This is a genomic window from Microbacterium sp., from assembly GCF_044340635.1.
Taxonomy (GTDB): domain Bacteria; phylum Actinomycetota; class Actinomycetes; order Actinomycetales; family Microbacteriaceae; genus Microbacterium.
The window spans coordinates 15,051-30,015 of record NZ_JBIITF010000012.1 but is presented as its reverse complement, the minus strand read 5'-3'; the positions used below and the strand labels follow the sequence as shown (position 1 = coordinate 30,015).

The following is a 14,965-nucleotide window of genomic DNA, read 5'->3' as shown; positions in this document are numbered from 1 at the left end:
TGGTCATGGTGATAGTGGTCATTGTGCGGTCCCTGCCGGGAGGACGACGGTGGTCTCGGTGCCGTGGATCCAGACGATGCCGCGGTCGTCGACGAGCACGACCGCCCCATCTGCGTTCCCGAGCGCCTGGACGGTGCCCGTGGCGGCACCGACGCTGTCCCAGGATCCGGTGCCGGTGAGTCGCCAGAGGGTGCCGTCGGTGTCGACGCCGACCAGCCCGCCCGTGGAGTCCGCCTCCACCAGGTAGAGCGGCGGCGCATCCGCGACGAGGTCGAAGGTGGCGCCCGCATCCCGGCTCTCCTGCAGGCCCTGCCGCGTCGCGGCGTAGAGGGTGCCGTCGGTGGTGACGGTCAGGTCGGCGGCGGGGAGCTCGGCGCCGTCGATCCAGGTGGTCCCGCCGTCGGTGCTGGTGCGGATGGTGATCGAGCTGGACCCGATCCCGTGGATCGCACCGTCTCCGGCGGTGAGGACGTGGAAGTCCTCCTGCCCGGTAAACGCGACCGGCTCCCAGGTGGTCCCGGCGTCGGTGCTTCGGATGAGTCCCAGGTTGTGCTCGCCGAGCTCCGCCGGGGTGTTCGGTCCCGGGTGCCCGGAGGCGTAGAGGACGTCGCCGTCGGCGGTCAGGCCCATCGCGTCGAAGTCCGCGCCTCCCAGGGGGCCGGAGATGTCGCCGGTGTCGGTGAGGGTGTAGAGGCCTGCGTGGGCGCCCAGCAGCACGGTGCTCCCGCCGAGGTCGACGATGCCGTGCACATGACCGAGACCGGTATCCGGGGCGGGTGCCGAGGTGGCGGTCGGCGTGGAGGTGCAGCCGGTCAGCAGCAGGCCCGCAGCAGCGGCGACGGCAGCGGCCGTGATCGTGGTGGCGTTGCTGCTCATGCGATCGCCTGGATGAAGAGAATGGTCGCCGCGGACAGGATGATCAGGGCGAGGATGATGCCCACGAAGCACGCGGCCAGAGTCCGGGAAGTCATGATGGGCCTTTCGACGGGCCGGCGCTGTCGGTCAGGACGGATGCGCCGGGCCTCGGGCGGGGCCAGGTCAGGGGTGGTCGGCCCCGCCCGAGGGGTTCGGGTCAGAGGGTGGCGAGGATGTCCTGCATGGTGGTGATCTCGGCGGTCTGTCCGTCGATGATCTGCTGGGCGAGCGCGGCCACGTCCGGGTTCTCGCCGTTGTTCAGCACCATCTGGGCCATGGTGACGGCGCCCTGGTGGTGGCCGACCATGCCCTCGAGGAACAGCCGGGTCGCCTCGACCCCGGTGGCGGCGTCCAGGGCGACCATGTCGTCGTCGGACATCATCCCGTCGCCGTGGTCCATGCCGCCCATCCCGCCCATCCCGCCCATGTCGGACATGGAGTCGTCGTAGGGGATTCCCCAGTCCTCGAGCCAGCCCTTCATGGTCTGGATCTCGGGGCCTTGGGCGGCTTTGATCTGCTCGGCGAGGGTCACGACCCGCTCGTCGATGCCGTCCTTGGCCAGGATCTGATCGGCCATCTCGATGGCCTGTTCGTGGTGCGGGATCATCATCGTGACGAACATCTCGTCAGCGGAGTTGAACGATGCCTGCTCGGAGGGGGCGGGGGTGCCGCTGGTCATGCCGCCGGGGCCGTGGTCCATGCCGGGCATGGATCCGTCGGTGGGCGCGCAGCCGGCGAGCACGAGCGCAGCGGCGAGCGCGGCGGTGCTCAGCGCGAGAATGCGGAAACGCATGGGTGGGTGTCCTTGTCTAGTCAGTCGAATGGTGAGTTGATTCCCGAGCCGTATGCGGGCACGGCGCAGCATCTCCCGGCACAGCGGCGACGGGAGGGCGGGGAATCAGGTTCGACTGATCGACAGGACGATGAGGGAAGGTGGTCGGGGGTGCGGTAACGCGGTGAGCACATTCCGCCCGTGCAGGCGTAGCAGGGCGAGGACGGTGCCCAGGCGGGCCAGCAGCGCCGGGGCGAGCAGCACGATGGTGGCGGCCAGCAGCGCCAGCACGCACGCCATCATCAGCATCGAATGGTCCGGCATTCCGCCCGAGCTGTCGCAGTCGCCCTCGCAGTGCCCGCCCGAAGCCTCGGTGCCTGTCCCGATGGTGTTCTCGAGCATGCTCCCGGTCGCGACGGTGCCGCCCAGGTCAGAGTCGGGCGCGGCATGGGCGGCTTCGGAGGCCGCTGCGGGGGTGTCGGCGTGCCCGCTGGTGAGCATGCCGGTGAGGGTGTGCATGGCCAGCAGGCCGGCGATCAGCAGGAGCGCGGTCGCGAAGGTCAGCAGCAGCCGGTGCAGCCCGGATGGGGCGTGCACCAGGGTTCGGATGTGGTTCACCGCCGACCTCCTTCCCGCGTCCAGCGTACCCCGGTGTGCCTGGATCCCCGCCGGCGCCGATCGGGCGCACGGCGGTCCTGCCCAGCCTGGTCGCCCGACCGATGCCTGGCCAGGGGCGATGGTCCCGGATGGGGACCGGTGCGCGGCAACCGGCTCATCGGCGGCCCGTTCCGGCACGGTGGGCCTTCTCCATCAGAGCCAGCAGCCCGAGGGTGTCGTCCTTGATCTGGGTGCGACCGACGACGGCCCAGTTGCGGGCGAGGTGATCGCGGAGATAGTCGAGGATGTGCTCGAGGGGGACGGTGTGCCAGGAGCCGGACCGATGGGGGCGGGCGGTGTTGCCGAACGCGACCGTGCGGATCAGGTGGCCCTCCGGGGCGAGGACCTGCCCGGCCGTCAGCAGCTCCTGGACGAGGGCGGGCGCGTCGGCGGGGGTGCAGCAGCCGAACCGGGCGAACGCGGCCTCCAGCACCGCGGGGTCGCGCATCGCGGGGTTCAGCTTCGGGGCGCCCTCCTTGACCTCGCCGACGATCATGTCCGGCGCCCCGGGGCGGGCGCCGAGGGCCGGGTCGGGGTCGTCGCCGGGGATGTGGTGCAGTCGGATCGCGAGGATGTCCAGGTCGGTGACGGTGCGCGGCCCGTCCGGACCGGTCGCGTCCAGCACCGGGTACTCGGCGACGGTGAAGTACCCGTTCACCCGCAGGTAGGCCTGCACCAGACCGACCGCTGTATCCATCCCGCGCCCCCTTTCCCTGCCGTCGTGGGTCAGGCGGCGTTGGCGTAGCGGGCGGGGTCGCCGTCGAACAGCGGCCCGCACTCGGGGCAGCAGAACCAGTACCGCGCGCCTTCGTAGTCACGGAACAGGCCGCGCTTCTCTGCCCACGCCGGGTCGACCTGATTGCCGGGCATGACCGGGCAGGTGACGAGGTTGGTCGCCCCGGCCGGGGGCTCATGGTGATGGTGCTCGTGGGATCCGTGATCGTGCGCGGCGTGCTCGTGGCCGGTGTGGTGCTCGTGGTCGTGCGTCATGGCGGTCTCCTTGCGTGGGTGTCAGGCGTGGACGGGGGTGGTGTCGCGGCTGGGCGTCAGGACGGTGGGCGTCGGGGCGGGCAGGAGGCGGAAGCGGCGCAGTCGGAGGCTGTTGGTGACGACGAACACGCTGCTGAACGCCATCGCGGCGGCGGCGAGGATGGGGTTGAGCAGGGCGAGCATCGCGACCGGGATCGCGGCGACGTTGTACGCGAACGCCCAGAACAGGTTGCCCTTGATGGTGCCCAGGGTGCGGCGGGCGAGCCGGATCGCGTCCGGGACCAGGAGCAGGTCGCCGGAGACGATGGTCAGGTCCGCGGCGGTGATGGCCGCGTCGGTGCCGGTGCCCATTGCGATGCCGAGGTCCGCTTGGGCGAGGGCGGCGGCGTCGTTCACGCCGTCGCCGACCATCGCGACCACCCGTCCGGATGCCTGCAGCTCGCGGATGGTGTCGAGTTTGCCCTGCGGGGTGACTCCGGCGCGGACGTCCTCGATGCCGGCGTCGTCGGCGATGGTGCGGGCGGCGCCGGGGTTGTCGCCGGTGAGCAGGATCGGGGTCAGCCCGAGCCCGCGCAGTCGGGCGATGGCCTCACGGCTGGTGGGCTTGATGGTGTCGGCGACGCTGATCGCGCCGCGCGCCTGCCCGTCCCACGCCACGACGGTCACGGTGGCGCCCGCGGCCTCGTCGGCCGTGATCGTCGCGGCGAGCTCGTCGGGGATCGCGATCGCCCATTGCCCGGTGATCCAGGTGGCGCGGCCGGCGGCGACCATGCGGCCGTCGACGATGCCCTGCACGCCTTGACCGGCCTCGGCGGCGAATGACTCCACGGCATCCGTCGGGCCGTCGGCTGCGGCGGTGATGGCGCGGCCGATGGGGTGCTCGGAGCCGTGCTCGAGCGCCGCGGCGAACCGGATCAGCTCCGCCTCATCGGTGCCGGGAGCGGGGTGGATGCCGGTGACGGTCATGGTGCCGGCGGTGATGGTGCCGGTCTTGTCGAGCACGACGGTGTCGATGCGGCGGGTCTGCTCGAGCACCTGGGGTCCGCGGATGAGGATGCCCAGCTGGGCGCCGCGGCCGGTGCCGACCAGCAGAGCGGTCGGCGTCGCCAGCCCCAGCGCGCACGGGCAGGCGATGATCAGGGTGGTCACCGCGGCGGTGAAGGCGACCTCCAAGGGCGCCCCCGCGATCAGCCACCCGGCGAACGCGGCCAGGGCGAGGACAATGACGATGGGGACGAAGACGGCCGACACCCGGTCGGCGAGGCGCTGCACCTGGGCCTTGCCGGTCTGCGCCTCCTCGACCAGCCGCGCCATCCGGGCCAGCTCGGTGTCGGCGCCGACGCGGGTGATCTGCACGAGCAGGCGCCCGCCGGTGTTCACAGTCGCGCCGACCACGCGGGAGCCGGGGGCGACTTCGACCGGCACGGACTCGCCGGTCAGCATCGACTCGTCCACCGCGGACATTCCCTCGGTGACGAGGCCGTCGGCGGGGATCTTCTCACCCGGCCGCACCACCACGACATCACCCGGAACGAGCTGTGCGACGGGGACGCGCTGCTCAGTGCCTTCGCGGAGGATCACTGCGTCCTTGGCGCCGAGCTCCAGCAGGGCGCGCAGGGCCTCGCCGGACTGCCGCTTGGCACGAACCTCGAGGTAGCGGCCGAGGAGGATGAACACGGTCACCAGCGCGGCGACCTCCAGGTACACCTCGTGGCCACCGGCCTGCGGGGTGCCGACGAAGGTGACGCTCATCCGCATTCCCGGCATCCCCGCACCGCCGAAGAACAGCGCGTACAGCGACCAGCCGAACGCGGCCAGCACCCCGACGCTGATCAGAGTGTCCATCGTCGCCGCCCCGTGCCGGGCATTGATCGCCGCGGCGCGGTGGAACGGCCACGCCCCCCACACCACCACCGGCGCGGCCAGGGTGAGCGTGAGCCACTGCCAGTAGGTGAACTGCAGGGCGGGGATCATCGACAGCACCGCGACCGGCACCGCCAGCACCGCCGAGACGATCAGCCGCTGCCGCAGCGACGCCAGCTCATCGTCCCGCGGGATGGTCTGCTCAGCCGTGTCGGGCACAGGCGGGGCTGGGAGGCTCGCTCCGTACCCCGCCTGCTCGACCGCCGCGATCAGCTCCTCCACCGGCACCGGGGCCTCCGAGTGCACGCGGGCCTTCTCGGTGGCGAAGTTGACCGTCGCCTCCACCCCGGGCAGCTTGTTCAGCTTCCGCTCGACCCGCGTCGCGCACGACGCGCAGGTCATCCCGGTGATGTCGAGATCGACGTCCAGCGTGCTCATGAGGCTGCGGCGAGGCTGTACCCGGCCTCCTCGACCGCCTCCCGCACCCGCTCCGCGTCCACCGGGGCGGTGCTGGACACGGTCACCGTGGACACGCCGCCGGCGTGCAGGTCGACCTCGACGCCGGAGACCCCGTCGATCGCGGAGACCTCCTCGGTGACGCTGCGCACGCAGTGCGAGCACGTCATCCCCTCCACCAGGAACTGCGCCGACACCTCGCCCGATGCCGGTTGCGCCGTCGCGGAGGCGGTGGTGTTGGCCGTGGCGGCGTGGGAGGTGGGGGCGCAACAGGCGCAGCCACCGCCGTTCGTCGCCTGCAGGCCGAGTTCCTGGAATCCTTGTCCGGTCATGTTGTGCTTCTTTCGTGAGCGTGTCGATGCGTGTGGTGTGAACGTTCTAGGAGCGGACCAGCCGCGCGATCGCGGCGTTCGCCTCGCGGAGCTTCTCCTCCGCGACCGGGCCGCCCTGCGCGGTCGCCTGCGCGACGCAATGCCCGAGATGGTCCTCCAGCAGCGTCAGCGCGACCGACTCCAGCGCCTTCGTCGCCGCCGAGACCTGGGTCAGGATGTCGATGCAGTACACGTCCTCGTCGACCATCCGCGCGATCCCGCGCACCTGCCCCTCCGCCCGACGCAACCGCGCCAGCAGCGCCTGCTTGTCATCCACGTATCCGCGTGCCATCTCAGCCACCTCCGACGTCGATCGTATACCCTCTAGTGGTATAAGGTACTTCGTGAAGAGGATATTCCCGGAGCGGGCAGAGCGAAAGGGCGAACGTGACCAACTGGTACGTCATCACCGGCGGGCCCAGCTCGGGCAAGACCACCACCGTGAACCTGTTGCGGGACCGCGGCTACACCACCACCATCGAGCATGCCCGGCACTATCTCGACCTGCAGCGCATCGCCGGCCGCACCGTCGAGGAGGTCCGGGCGAAGCAGCGGCAGTTCCAGCGCGGCGTCCTGGACATGCAGCTCGCGGAGGAAGCTGCCCTCGACCCGGACGCCACCGTGTTCCTCGACCGGGCCGTCCCCGACTCCCTCGCCTACTACCGCTTCCTCGACCTCGAGCCCGACCCCGCCCTGCTCACCGCGCTCGAGCACGTCGACTACCGCAAGACGTTCATCCTCGACCTGCTGCCCCTGGCCGCGGACTACGCCCGCACCGAGGACACCGCCGCCCAGCAGCGCATCCACGAACTGCTGACCCAGGTGTACGAAGCGCTGCCCTTCCCGGTCGTGCGGGTTCCGGTCCTCAGCGCCGAGGAGCGGGTGCAGTTCATCCTGGACCGGCTCTGACCGCTCTCGCCCGATCGGGGTGTCCTGTGCAACGCTTGGCGCCCAGGGCATATCTCACCGGCACAGGTCCAGGCGAGAACGCGCCCAACGGTCGAACAGGACGGATGTCTCGGATGCCCACTCAGGAACGTCTCCGGAAGGACCTGCTTGGCGGCGCTCTCACGACCGCGCTCGGCGTCTTCACCCTCGGGATCGGGGTCTACTTCCTGTTCCTTCGACCCTCCCTCCTGCCAGAAGACATCCGGCATACGGGTATCGACGCCGCCACGCTGCCAGTGGCATTCGTGGACTGGCTCGGGATCGTCTTCTCGACCTGGGGCGGCTTCATCGCGGGGTTCGGGATCGTGCTGCTGGGCATCGGCGCGACCCTGCTGTCCCGCCGCACGCTGTGGCTCTACCTCGGCACGGCGGCCGGGGTGCTCGTCGCCTTCGGCCGCTTCGTCATCAGCAACATCCTGATCGGCTCGGACTTCCTGTGGTTCATCGCGACCATGTTCGTGCTGGCACTGGTGCTCGCAACCGTCCTCGTCTTGAACGTCATCCGACGGCATCGGACGAACGAGACCGCCTCCTCCGACGTCGACGGAACCGCTAGACGCTGACCGCTGCGAGCGACTGCCGGGCGATCTCGAGCTCCTCGTCCGTGGGAACGATCAGCACGGCGACCGGTGAGCTCGGGTCCGAGATCGCTCGCGCCCCGTCGGCCCTCGCCTCGTTGCGTGCCGGGTCGATCAGGATGCCCAGGCCCGCCATGCCGGAGACCACCGCCGCGCGCGTCGCGGCGGCATTCTCGCCGACGCCGCCGGTGAAGACGATCGCGTCCGCTCCGCCGAGCTGGGCGAGGTAGGCGCCGAGATAGTGGCGCAGCCGGTGATGGTAGACGTCGAGCGCAGCGGCGGCTCTCGCATCCCCAGCGGCGGCCGCGGCGTGGATGTCGCGCATGTCCTCGGTGCCGGCCAGCGCCCGCAGGCCGCTCTCGCGCGTGAGCAGCGCCTCCAGCCGATCCCATGCGACGCCGGCGCGGCCGAGCGCGAGGAGCACCCCCGGATCCAGGTCCCCGGCGCGAGTGCCCATCACGAGCCCCTCCAGCGGCACCTCTGCGTCGAGTGCCGCCGGCCCGTCGCGATCCAACAGCTGCTCGCCGACGATGCGGGAGAGATCCGTGAGGATCTCCACCCGCTTGCTGACTATCTGCTCACGCACCATGGCAAAGCGGCGTCGCTCGAACGCTGGCTGCACAAGAGCAAGTGCGCGATGGTGCTCCGCGAGCTCGCGGACGGGACCCTGCCGCTCACCGCCGAGGCGATCATCACCCGAGCCCGGTCGGGACAGTCGGTCGCGTTCCTCCTCTCACTGCTGGTCCGTTCCGGCGTGCTGCCGGAGCTCGACGTCGAGGGCACGCGCTTCGACCACTGGCTCAACGACTGGCTCGGTGGCATCGACCATCCCGAGGACCGGCTGATCCTGCGCCGCTACTGCACCTGGGAGCTCCTCCGATCCACTCGGACACTGCGCAGCGCGTCCAGCCCTGCTTCCGGCTTCCAGAGGCAGAGGGCTGCACTGAAGTACTGCGCCGCGTTCCTCGGGGAGATCCGGGCGCAGCAGGAGACGCTGGCGACGTTCCCGCAGCGCCTACTCGACGCGTATCTGACCGATTCGCCTAGCCAACGCGACGCGCTGGCACCGTTCACTCGTTGGCTGCGAAAACACCGGCTGAGCACCCTTCGGGTCGAGTTTCGAGCCCATCGCCTCGAGGGGCGAGACTACGCCTCTGATCACCGATGGCAGATGGCCCGCAGGTTCCTGTCCGATGCCGACATGGACCCGAAGACCCGGGCCGCGGGTCTCCTCGTGCTGCTCTACGGGATCCAGCTGACCCGCATCGTCACGATCACCCGGGCACAGGTCGACACGAGCTCGCGGCCCGTGACGCTCACCGTCGGGGCCGAGCCGATCGAGGTCCCCGCGATCCTCGGCGACGCCATCGTCGAGCTCGTCGATGCCACAAAGGGCCATCCTGAAGGGTGGTTGTTCCCCGGCCGGAACCCGGGCCGTCACCTCACCCCGGGGCCGCTCAGCCGTCGCCTTCGCGCCGAAGGCCTGCTTGCCGGGAGCGCCCGCACGACAGCGCTCATCGAGCTCACCCGGCAACTGCATCCCCGGATCGTCTCGGATCTCCTCGGCATCACGACGGCATCCGCTGCCTCATGGTCGCGTCTCGCCGGTGGCGAGTGGTCCGATTACCCGGCTCTCCGCTCCACCCACCCCTGATCAAGCATCACCCGTCAGAGCCGGGCCGGAAATCGCTTCGCGCAGTTGCTCGACGGTCGGAGAGCCTCCCAGCCCGGCAGGGGTACGGAACACCCGGCAGGCGAGCCCGACCGGCGTGTGCTCGTCGGCGAAGGGATCGACGCCGTCGACGAGGACGGTCGGTGACCCGTGGAATCCGAGGCGCTCGGCGTGCTCGGCGGTCTCGACCAACTGTCGTGTGACGCGGATATCTGATCGACCGTCGAGCAGCTCAGCAAGCCGGCGGTCGAGTACTTCCCAGTTCGGGCAGCCGTCGAAGTACTGCAGGGTGATCTCCATGGTTGGCCCTCTCAGTTCTCGGTGCCGCGGAGCATCAGGAGCGCTCCGGCAATCGTAGCGGTGACGATCACGATGTCGGCGAGGTTCCCGATGAACCAGTTGCCGTAGGCGAGGAAGTCGACGACGTGCCCCCGGGCGAATCCTGGTTGGCGGAAAAGCCGGTCGCCGGCGTGCGAAGCAGCGGCCCCGCCGAGCGCACCGATCACGATCGCCCACCCGGGGCGTCGGACCCGGAACGCGAACACGATCGCGGTGGCCGTGGCCGCGACGGCGATGAGAGCGAACACCCAGGTGAAGCTCTCCCCGAAGGAGAACGCCGCGCCGGGGTTGTACGCGAGCTGCAGGCCCAACAGGTCGCCGATCAGCGGGATGCGCTCGTGCTCCGACAGGGTGGCCTCGGCCCACACTTTCGTTCCCTGATCGATCACGACGACGACCACGGCGATCAGAAGCGCCCAGGCAGTGAGCCGCCAGCGTCCTCTCTGCGGACGCTCTCCCGACGCCGATGCCGACTCAACGTCGGTATTCGTGTCCGGGGTCATGCGAGGGCCTCGAAGAGACGGACGATAACGCCGGATTCAATGAGGATGAACAGGCCCAGGCCGATGAACACGACGGGGACGAGCCAGTGCTCGACACGTTCGAGCGTTTCGGTGACGGCCTTGTGGGTGCCGATCAGTCGCCCGGCAGCGCACCAGACGGCGACGAGGATCAGGAACACGACGATCATGACCGCGACGTCGCCGGGCGAGCTGGTGCGGAAGATCGGCGTGTAGAGGGAGATGTTGTCGGCCCCGTTGGCGATCGTGATCCCGGCGACCCCCCATAGTCCGACCGCGGTGATCTTGGAGTCGTCATCATCGTCGTCGCCGTTACGGCGCAGGCCGCGAATGAGCGTCCAGATGCCGATGCCGAGCGGGATCAGACCCAGGAAGCCGACCCATTCGTCCGGGACGATCGTGAGACCGAGCGCGGCGATCACGCTGATCACGACGAGTGTGATGAACCCGAGGTACTGGCCTGCGACGATCTGCCACGGTCGCGGCTTTCCCCGGCTGGAGGCGAGGAACAGCACGGTGAGCACGACGATGTCGTCGATGTTGGTCGCCGCGAACAGGCCGATCGCCGACCCGATGGTTGCGAGCATCAGCTTTCCATTCGTGGTGTGCGGGTGCGTGCGGCGCGCAGGCCGTTGAGGATCACGATGACCTCCGCGACCTCGTGGACCAGGACGACAGCCGCGAGCCCCAGGACCCCGAAGAGCGCGAGCGGGAGCAGTGCGGTGATGATCAGCAGGGACAGGATGATGTTCTGGTTGATGATCCGCCGGCCCCGCCGCGCGTGATCGAACGCCCGCGGGATGAGCCGCAGATCATGACCCGTGAAGGCCACGTCCGCAGACTCGATCGCCGCATCGGAGCCGGTCGCTCCCATCGCGATGCCGATGTCCGCGGACGCCAGGGCCGGGGCGTCGTTGATGCCGTCACCGATCATCGCGACCGATCCCGCCTTCGACAACTCGCCGATCGCGGTCGCCTTGTCCTCAGGGCGCAGCTCCGCGCGCACATCAGCGATCCCGGCCTGCGCAGCCAGCGCACGAGCGGTGCGGGCGTTGTCCCCGGTGAGCATCGTCATGCCGACGCCCTGATCCGCAAGCGTGCGGACCACCTCGGGGACTTCCGGACGCAGCTCGTCGCGGACGCCGATCGCCGCGACCGGTGCCTCGTCGCGGTGCACGATCACGACAGTCATGCCCTGCTCCTCAAGCCCTGCAACCCGGTCGCCGAGCTCGCCGGCGTCGAGCCAGCGGGGGCTGCCGACCGTGATACGAGCGCCATCGACGGTGCCGTCGATGCCGTGCCCGGCCTGCTCGGTCACATCCGCGGCCACGGGAACACCCGGGGCTGCAGCGGTGATCGCCGCCGCAAGGGGATGCGTGCTGTGCTGCTCCAGAGCCGCCGCCCAAGCCAGCGCCTGCTCCTCGGCAATGCCGTTCGCAGTGAGGACCGCGGTGACCGCGGGCTCGTTACGGGTCAGGGTGCCGGTCTTGTCGACCGCGACGTGCCGGACCGTGCCGAAGCGCTCGAAGACCGCGCCGGACTTGATGATCACGCCGAACTTGCTCGCCGCGCCGATCGCGGCAACGACCGTCAACGGCACCGAGATCGCCAGCGCGCACGGAGAGGCCGCTACCAGCACGACGAGCGCACGAGTGATCCATACCTCCGGGTCGCCCAGCAGTGACCCAATGATCGCGACGAGCGCTGCGAGAATCAGCACACCGGGTACGAGCGGGCGGGCGATCCGGTCCGCGAGACGCGCACGCTCGCCCTTCTCCGTCTGCGCTTTCTCGACCAACTCCACGATCGTCGTAAGCGAGTTATCGGTACCGGCCGCGGTCGCCTCGACCTCCAGCACGCCGGAGCTGTTAATCGCGCCGGCCGACACCGCGTCCCCGGGCTCGACCTCGACGGGGATCGACTCTCCGGTGATCGCCGAGGTGTCCAGGCTTGAGCGGCCAGAGCGGACGATCCCGTCGGTTGCGATCCGTTCGCCCGGGCGGACCACCATGACCTGGCCGACCGTCAACTCCCTCGCCGGCACCTGCGCAGAGACGCCGCTCTGCAGCACGGTCGCCGTCTCCGGCACGAGCTTCAGCAGCGCCCGCAGGCCGCCACGGGCACGGTCCATCGCCTTGTCCTCAAGCGCCTCAGCAATCGAGTACAAGAACGCCAGAGCAGCGGCCTCCTCCACATAGCCGAGGATGACCGCGCCGATCGCGCTGATCGTCATCAGCAGCCCGATCCCGAGCTTGCCCTTGAACAGCTTCCGAATCGCGCCAGGAGTGAACGTCGACGCGCCCAGCAGCAGGCCGATCCAGAACAGTACGAGCGCCGGGATCTCGAGCCCGGACCATTCAAGGATCAGACCAGCCAGGAACGCGACACCGGAGAAGACCGGCACCATGATCCCACGGTCCCTCCACCAGGGCCGCTCCACCTCTTCGGTCTCATCCTCCGCCGCAGTGGCAGGCTCGTGCTCGCAGCTACACGCCGCGCTCACGCGTCCGCCCCTGTACCGCAGCAGCCCGGCACCGTGCACGACGAGTCCACACACGGCGCGTGCTCATCGACCGCCAGCGTCACATCCACGAGCGCGACGAGCGCAGCCGCAAGATGCGGGTCAGCGATCTCGTAGCGCGTCTGGCGACCCTCAGGCTCGGCGACCACGATCCCGCAGTCACGCAGGCACGTCAGGTGGTTCGAGACGTTCGAGCGGGTCAGCTCCAGCTCGCGCGAGAGCACGGCCGGATAGCTCGGTGCGTTCAGCAGAGTCATCAAGATCCGGGAGCGCGTCGGGTCCGCCATGGCCCGGCCGAGCCGGTTCATGACGTCGAGGCGCGAAGCAATAGTCAGCATGTACTGAACTATACAGCAAGCGCTGATCAATCATTGGTGATCAGTGCCCCACCATTCATTGGGAGAAGAGTCGGAAGCCGCTGAATACGCAACTCAGCAACAATCGGCGCTACCAGTATGAGGAGGTCCGCCCTGCCTGGTGGCGCGATCGTGCGCTGCTGCCCTCCGTGCTTTCTGGGGTGTTCCTGCTCGTCGGGTACATCTTCAAGTGGTCTGGGCTCGACATCCTCGCGTTGGCGTTGCAGTCGGCCGCGTTGGTGGCGGGCGCGTACACGTTCGTTCCCGGCGCTGTTCGGCGGCTTCTCCGCGGACGTCTCGGGGTGGGACTGCTGATGACGATCGCCGCGATCGGGGCTGTGCTGCTCGGCCACGTGGGCGAGGCAGCCACGCTTGCGTTCTTGTTCTCCCTCGCCGAAGCCCTTGAGGACCGTGCGATGGACCGCGCAAAGGAGGGCCTGCGCGCGCTACTATCCCTGATTCCAGAGACGGCGCGCGTCTCGCGCCTTGACAGCGATCTCACGATCCCCGCCTCGGAGGTGCGCGAACTCGACATCCTGGTTGTGGGTGCCGGCGAACGTGTCGCGACGGACGGTGTGGTCGTGGAGGGTCGCTCGAGTCTGGACACGTCTGCAGTGACGGGCGAGTCCATCCCGGTAGATGTCGCGCCTGGCGCGACGGTCGCCGCGGGTTCGGTGAATGGGGCGGCCACGCTCCGCATCGAGGCGACTGCGAATGGACGGGATAACTCGCTGACGCAGATCGTTGCTTTGGTGGAGCAAGCTCATGCCCGGAAAGGAGATCGGGCTCGGCTCGCAGATCGCATCGCGCGCCCCCTAGTGCCTGTAGTGCTGGTTGCCGCTGCCGCGATCGTCGTTTTCGGGTTCATCGTGGGGGATCCCGGGACGTGGGTCGAGCGCGCCCTGGTCGTCCTCGTCGCCGCGTCGCCCTGCGCTTTGGCGATCGCGGTTCCGGTGACGGTGATCAGCGCGATCGGCGCCGCATCAAAGTTCGGTGTGGTGATCAAGTCCGGCGAGGCGTTCGAGCAACTCGGCACCATTCGTACCGTGGCACTAGATAAGACGGGAACACTCACCCGCAACAGACCGATTGTCGCGGACGTGCGACCCGCCCCGGGCGTTACCCGCGAGGAGCTGTTGGACTGGGCTGCAGCGGTCGAGGCCACCAGCACACACCCACTGGCTGCGGCGATCAACCAAGCCGGAACGGGAGGCGCCTCCGCGACGAACGTGGTGGAGGACGCCGGCCACGGTGTCACCGGCCAGGTGGGCGACCGGGTCGTGCACGTCGGCAACGCCTGCTGGCTGGACCCCGGGGGGCTCCGCGTCGCCGCGGAAGAGATGGCAGCTCACGGCATGACCGTTGTTGTCGTCGAAGCAGACAGTCAGCTCGCCGGTCTGATTGGGGTGCGTGACGAGCTGCGGCCCGAGTCGGCAGAGACCGTTCGGATGCTGCACGCGCAGGGCATCGACACGATCATGCTCACCGGTGACAGCGATCGCACCGCGCGCGCGATCGCTGAGGAAGCCGGGATTACCGAAGTCCGGGCGGAGCAGCTGCCGAAAGATAAGGCCGACGCGATCGTGGAGCTCGTGGCGACGCATCCGACCGCGATGGTCGGTGACGGCATCAACGACGCCCCGGCGCTGGCTACCGCAACGGTTGGGATCGCCATGGGAGTGCGCGGTTCCGCGGCGGCGATCGAATCTGCTGACGTCGCCTTCACGGGCCACGATCTTCGCCTTATCCCTATTGCCTTGGCGCACGCGAGACGCGGTCGGCGGATCATGACGGCCAACATCGGCCTTGCGCTGGCGATTGTCGTTGTGCTTTTCCCCCTCGCGCTATTCGGGGTGATGGGGCTCGCTGGGGTCGTCCTGGTTCACGAGATAGCCGAGCTGATCGTCATCGCGAACGGCGTTCGCGCTGCGCGTCGCCCGGCTCTCGTTCGCAGCATGACTGAGTCAGCCGCCTCGCAGCCCGCACTCGCCTCGACGTCCTGAACC

General features: G+C 69.3%; 18 protein-coding genes. 4 read left to right on the top strand and 14 right to left on the bottom strand.

Going from position 1 to position 14,965, the window contains the following annotated elements:
* Positions 1-18: 18 nt before the first annotated feature.
* From ACIQ0W_RS11290 to ACIQ0W_RS11255, 8 genes are all read right to left on the bottom strand, one after another.
* A complete protein-coding gene (locus ACIQ0W_RS11290; RefSeq protein WP_396642851.1) occupies positions 19-876 on the bottom strand; it encodes a F510_1955 family glycosylhydrolase in 858 nt (285 codons plus the stop codon).
* Between the two features lie 196 nt (positions 877-1,072).
* Positions 1,073-1,708, bottom strand: coding sequence for a DUF305 domain-containing protein (locus ACIQ0W_RS11285; protein ID WP_396642850.1), 636 nt, complete (start codon positions 1,706-1,708; stop codon positions 1,073-1,075).
* Between the two features lie 105 nt (positions 1,709-1,813).
* Entirely contained in the window at positions 1,814-2,305 is a 492-nt protein-coding gene (locus ACIQ0W_RS11280; protein ID WP_036302050.1) for a DUF6153 family protein, read from the bottom strand.
* Between the two features lie 154 nt (positions 2,306-2,459).
* A complete protein-coding gene (locus tag ACIQ0W_RS11275; RefSeq protein WP_021065011.1) occupies positions 2,460-3,041 on the bottom strand; it encodes a hypothetical protein in 582 nt (193 codons plus the stop codon).
* A gap of 29 nt (positions 3,042-3,070) precedes the next feature.
* Complete coding sequence (locus ACIQ0W_RS11270; protein WP_021010667.1) at positions 3,071-3,334, bottom strand: YHS domain-containing protein; 264 nt, start codon at positions 3,332-3,334, stop codon at positions 3,071-3,073.
* A gap of 21 nt (positions 3,335-3,355) precedes the next feature.
* The gene (locus ACIQ0W_RS11265; RefSeq protein ID WP_021065010.1) at positions 3,356-5,635 is read right to left on the bottom strand and encodes a cation-translocating P-type ATPase; all 2,280 of its coding nucleotides are present in this window, start codon (positions 5,633-5,635) and stop codon (positions 3,356-3,358) included.
* A complete protein-coding gene (locus ACIQ0W_RS11260; protein ID WP_396642849.1) occupies positions 5,632-5,985 on the bottom strand; it encodes a heavy-metal-associated domain-containing protein in 354 nt (117 codons plus the stop codon). Before ACIQ0W_RS11260 ends, ACIQ0W_RS11265 begins: the two co-directional genes overlap by 4 nt.
* 46 nt (positions 5,986-6,031) lie before the next feature.
* Positions 6,032-6,316, bottom strand: coding sequence for a metal-sensitive transcriptional regulator (locus ACIQ0W_RS11255; protein WP_396642848.1), 285 nt, complete (start codon positions 6,314-6,316; stop codon positions 6,032-6,034).
* A 95-nt stretch (positions 6,317-6,411) separates the two neighbouring features.
* Here ACIQ0W_RS11255 and ACIQ0W_RS11250 point away from each other — a divergent pair, with 95 nt between their 5' ends.
* Both ACIQ0W_RS11250 and ACIQ0W_RS11245 read left to right on the top strand, forming a co-directional pair.
* Positions 6,412-6,933, top strand: coding sequence for an AAA family ATPase (locus tag ACIQ0W_RS11250; protein WP_042378569.1), 522 nt, complete (start codon positions 6,412-6,414; stop codon positions 6,931-6,933).
* 113 nt (positions 6,934-7,046) lie between these two features.
* Complete coding sequence (locus ACIQ0W_RS11245) at positions 7,047-7,535, top strand: hypothetical protein (RefSeq protein WP_396642846.1); 489 nt, start codon at positions 7,047-7,049, stop codon at positions 7,533-7,535.
* Here ACIQ0W_RS11245 and ACIQ0W_RS11240 read toward each other — a convergent pair.
* Complete coding sequence (locus tag ACIQ0W_RS11240; protein ID WP_396642845.1) at positions 7,525-8,109, bottom strand: hypothetical protein; 585 nt, start codon at positions 8,107-8,109, stop codon at positions 7,525-7,527. The genes ACIQ0W_RS11245 and ACIQ0W_RS11240 overlap by 11 nt on opposite strands.
* A gap of 78 nt (positions 8,110-8,187) precedes the next feature.
* Between ACIQ0W_RS11240 and ACIQ0W_RS11235 the strand changes: the two genes are divergently transcribed.
* A complete protein-coding gene (locus tag ACIQ0W_RS11235) occupies positions 8,188-9,204 on the top strand; it encodes a hypothetical protein (protein WP_081766240.1) in 1,017 nt (338 codons plus the stop codon).
* On the opposite strand, the gene ACIQ0W_RS11230 is transcribed toward ACIQ0W_RS11235, so the two are convergent.
* Genes ACIQ0W_RS11230 through ACIQ0W_RS11210 form a run of 5 tightly spaced genes read right to left on the bottom strand, consistent with a single transcriptional unit; the run spans position 9,205 to position 12,941 of the window.
* Positions 9,205-9,522, bottom strand: coding sequence for a hypothetical protein (locus ACIQ0W_RS11230; RefSeq protein WP_036297871.1), 318 nt, complete (start codon positions 9,520-9,522; stop codon positions 9,205-9,207).
* Positions 9,523-9,533: 11 nt separating this feature from the next.
* Complete coding sequence (locus ACIQ0W_RS11225) at positions 9,534-10,064, bottom strand: signal peptidase II (protein WP_036297873.1); 531 nt, start codon at positions 10,062-10,064, stop codon at positions 9,534-9,536.
* Complete coding sequence (locus tag ACIQ0W_RS11220) at positions 10,061-10,669, bottom strand: cadmium resistance transporter (RefSeq protein ID WP_036297875.1); 609 nt, start codon at positions 10,667-10,669, stop codon at positions 10,061-10,063. The genes ACIQ0W_RS11225 and ACIQ0W_RS11220 overlap by 4 nt, the downstream gene beginning before the upstream one ends.
* Positions 10,669-12,585, bottom strand: coding sequence for a cation-translocating P-type ATPase (locus tag ACIQ0W_RS11215; protein ID WP_036297919.1), 1,917 nt, complete (start codon positions 12,583-12,585; stop codon positions 10,669-10,671). Before ACIQ0W_RS11215 ends, ACIQ0W_RS11220 begins: the two co-directional genes overlap by 1 nt.
* Positions 12,582-12,941 (bottom strand): helix-turn-helix transcriptional regulator, encoded by a 360-nt coding sequence (locus ACIQ0W_RS11210; RefSeq protein WP_036297877.1) that lies wholly within the window; start codon positions 12,939-12,941, stop codon positions 12,582-12,584. The genes ACIQ0W_RS11215 and ACIQ0W_RS11210 overlap by 4 nt, the downstream gene beginning before the upstream one ends.
* Before the next feature lie 167 nt (positions 12,942-13,108).
* Here ACIQ0W_RS11210 and ACIQ0W_RS11205 point away from each other — a divergent pair, with 167 nt between their 5' ends.
* Positions 13,109-14,962 (top strand): cation-translocating P-type ATPase, encoded by a 1,854-nt coding sequence (locus ACIQ0W_RS11205; RefSeq protein WP_232711474.1) that lies wholly within the window; start codon positions 13,109-13,111, stop codon positions 14,960-14,962.
* Positions 14,963-14,965: the final 3 nt, after the last annotated feature.

Coding starts and splice junctions, on each gene's coding strand:
- ACIQ0W_RS11265 (WP_021065010.1), bottom strand. CDS start 5,635: ATGAGCACGCTGGACGTCGATCTCGACATCACCGGGATGACCTGCGCG.
- ACIQ0W_RS11245 (WP_396642846.1), top strand. CDS start 7,047: ATGCCCACTCAGGAACGTCTCCGGAAGGACCTGCTTGGCGGCGCTCTC.
- ACIQ0W_RS11270 (WP_021010667.1), bottom strand. CDS start 3,334: ATGACGCACGACCACGAGCACCACACCGGCCACGAGCACGCCGCGCAC.
- ACIQ0W_RS11285 (WP_396642850.1), bottom strand. CDS start 1,708: ATGCGTTTCCGCATTCTCGCGCTGAGCACCGCCGCGCTCGCCGCTGCG.
- ACIQ0W_RS11220 (WP_036297875.1), bottom strand. CDS start 10,669: ATGCTCGCAACCATCGGGTCGGCGATCGGCCTGTTCGCGGCGACCAAC.
- ACIQ0W_RS11230 (WP_036297871.1), bottom strand. CDS start 9,522: ATGGAGATCACCCTGCAGTACTTCGACGGCTGCCCGAACTGGGAAGTA.
- ACIQ0W_RS11275 (WP_021065011.1), bottom strand. CDS start 3,041: ATGGATACAGCGGTCGGTCTGGTGCAGGCCTACCTGCGGGTGAACGGG.
- ACIQ0W_RS11290 (WP_396642851.1), bottom strand. CDS start 876: ATGAGCAGCAACGCCACCACGATCACGGCCGCTGCCGTCGCCGCTGCT.
- ACIQ0W_RS11255 (WP_396642848.1), bottom strand. CDS start 6,316: ATGGCACGCGGATACGTGGATGACAAGCAGGCGCTGCTGGCGCGGTTG.
- ACIQ0W_RS11210 (WP_036297877.1), bottom strand. CDS start 12,941: ATGCTGACTATTGCTTCGCGCCTCGACGTCATGAACCGGCTCGGCCGG.
- ACIQ0W_RS11225 (WP_036297873.1), bottom strand. CDS start 10,064: ATGACCCCGGACACGAATACCGACGTTGAGTCGGCATCGGCGTCGGGA.
- ACIQ0W_RS11260 (WP_396642849.1), bottom strand. CDS start 5,985: ATGACCGGACAAGGATTCCAGGAACTCGGCCTGCAGGCGACGAACGGC.
- ACIQ0W_RS11235 (WP_081766240.1), top strand. CDS start 8,188: ATGGTGCTCCGCGAGCTCGCGGACGGGACCCTGCCGCTCACCGCCGAG.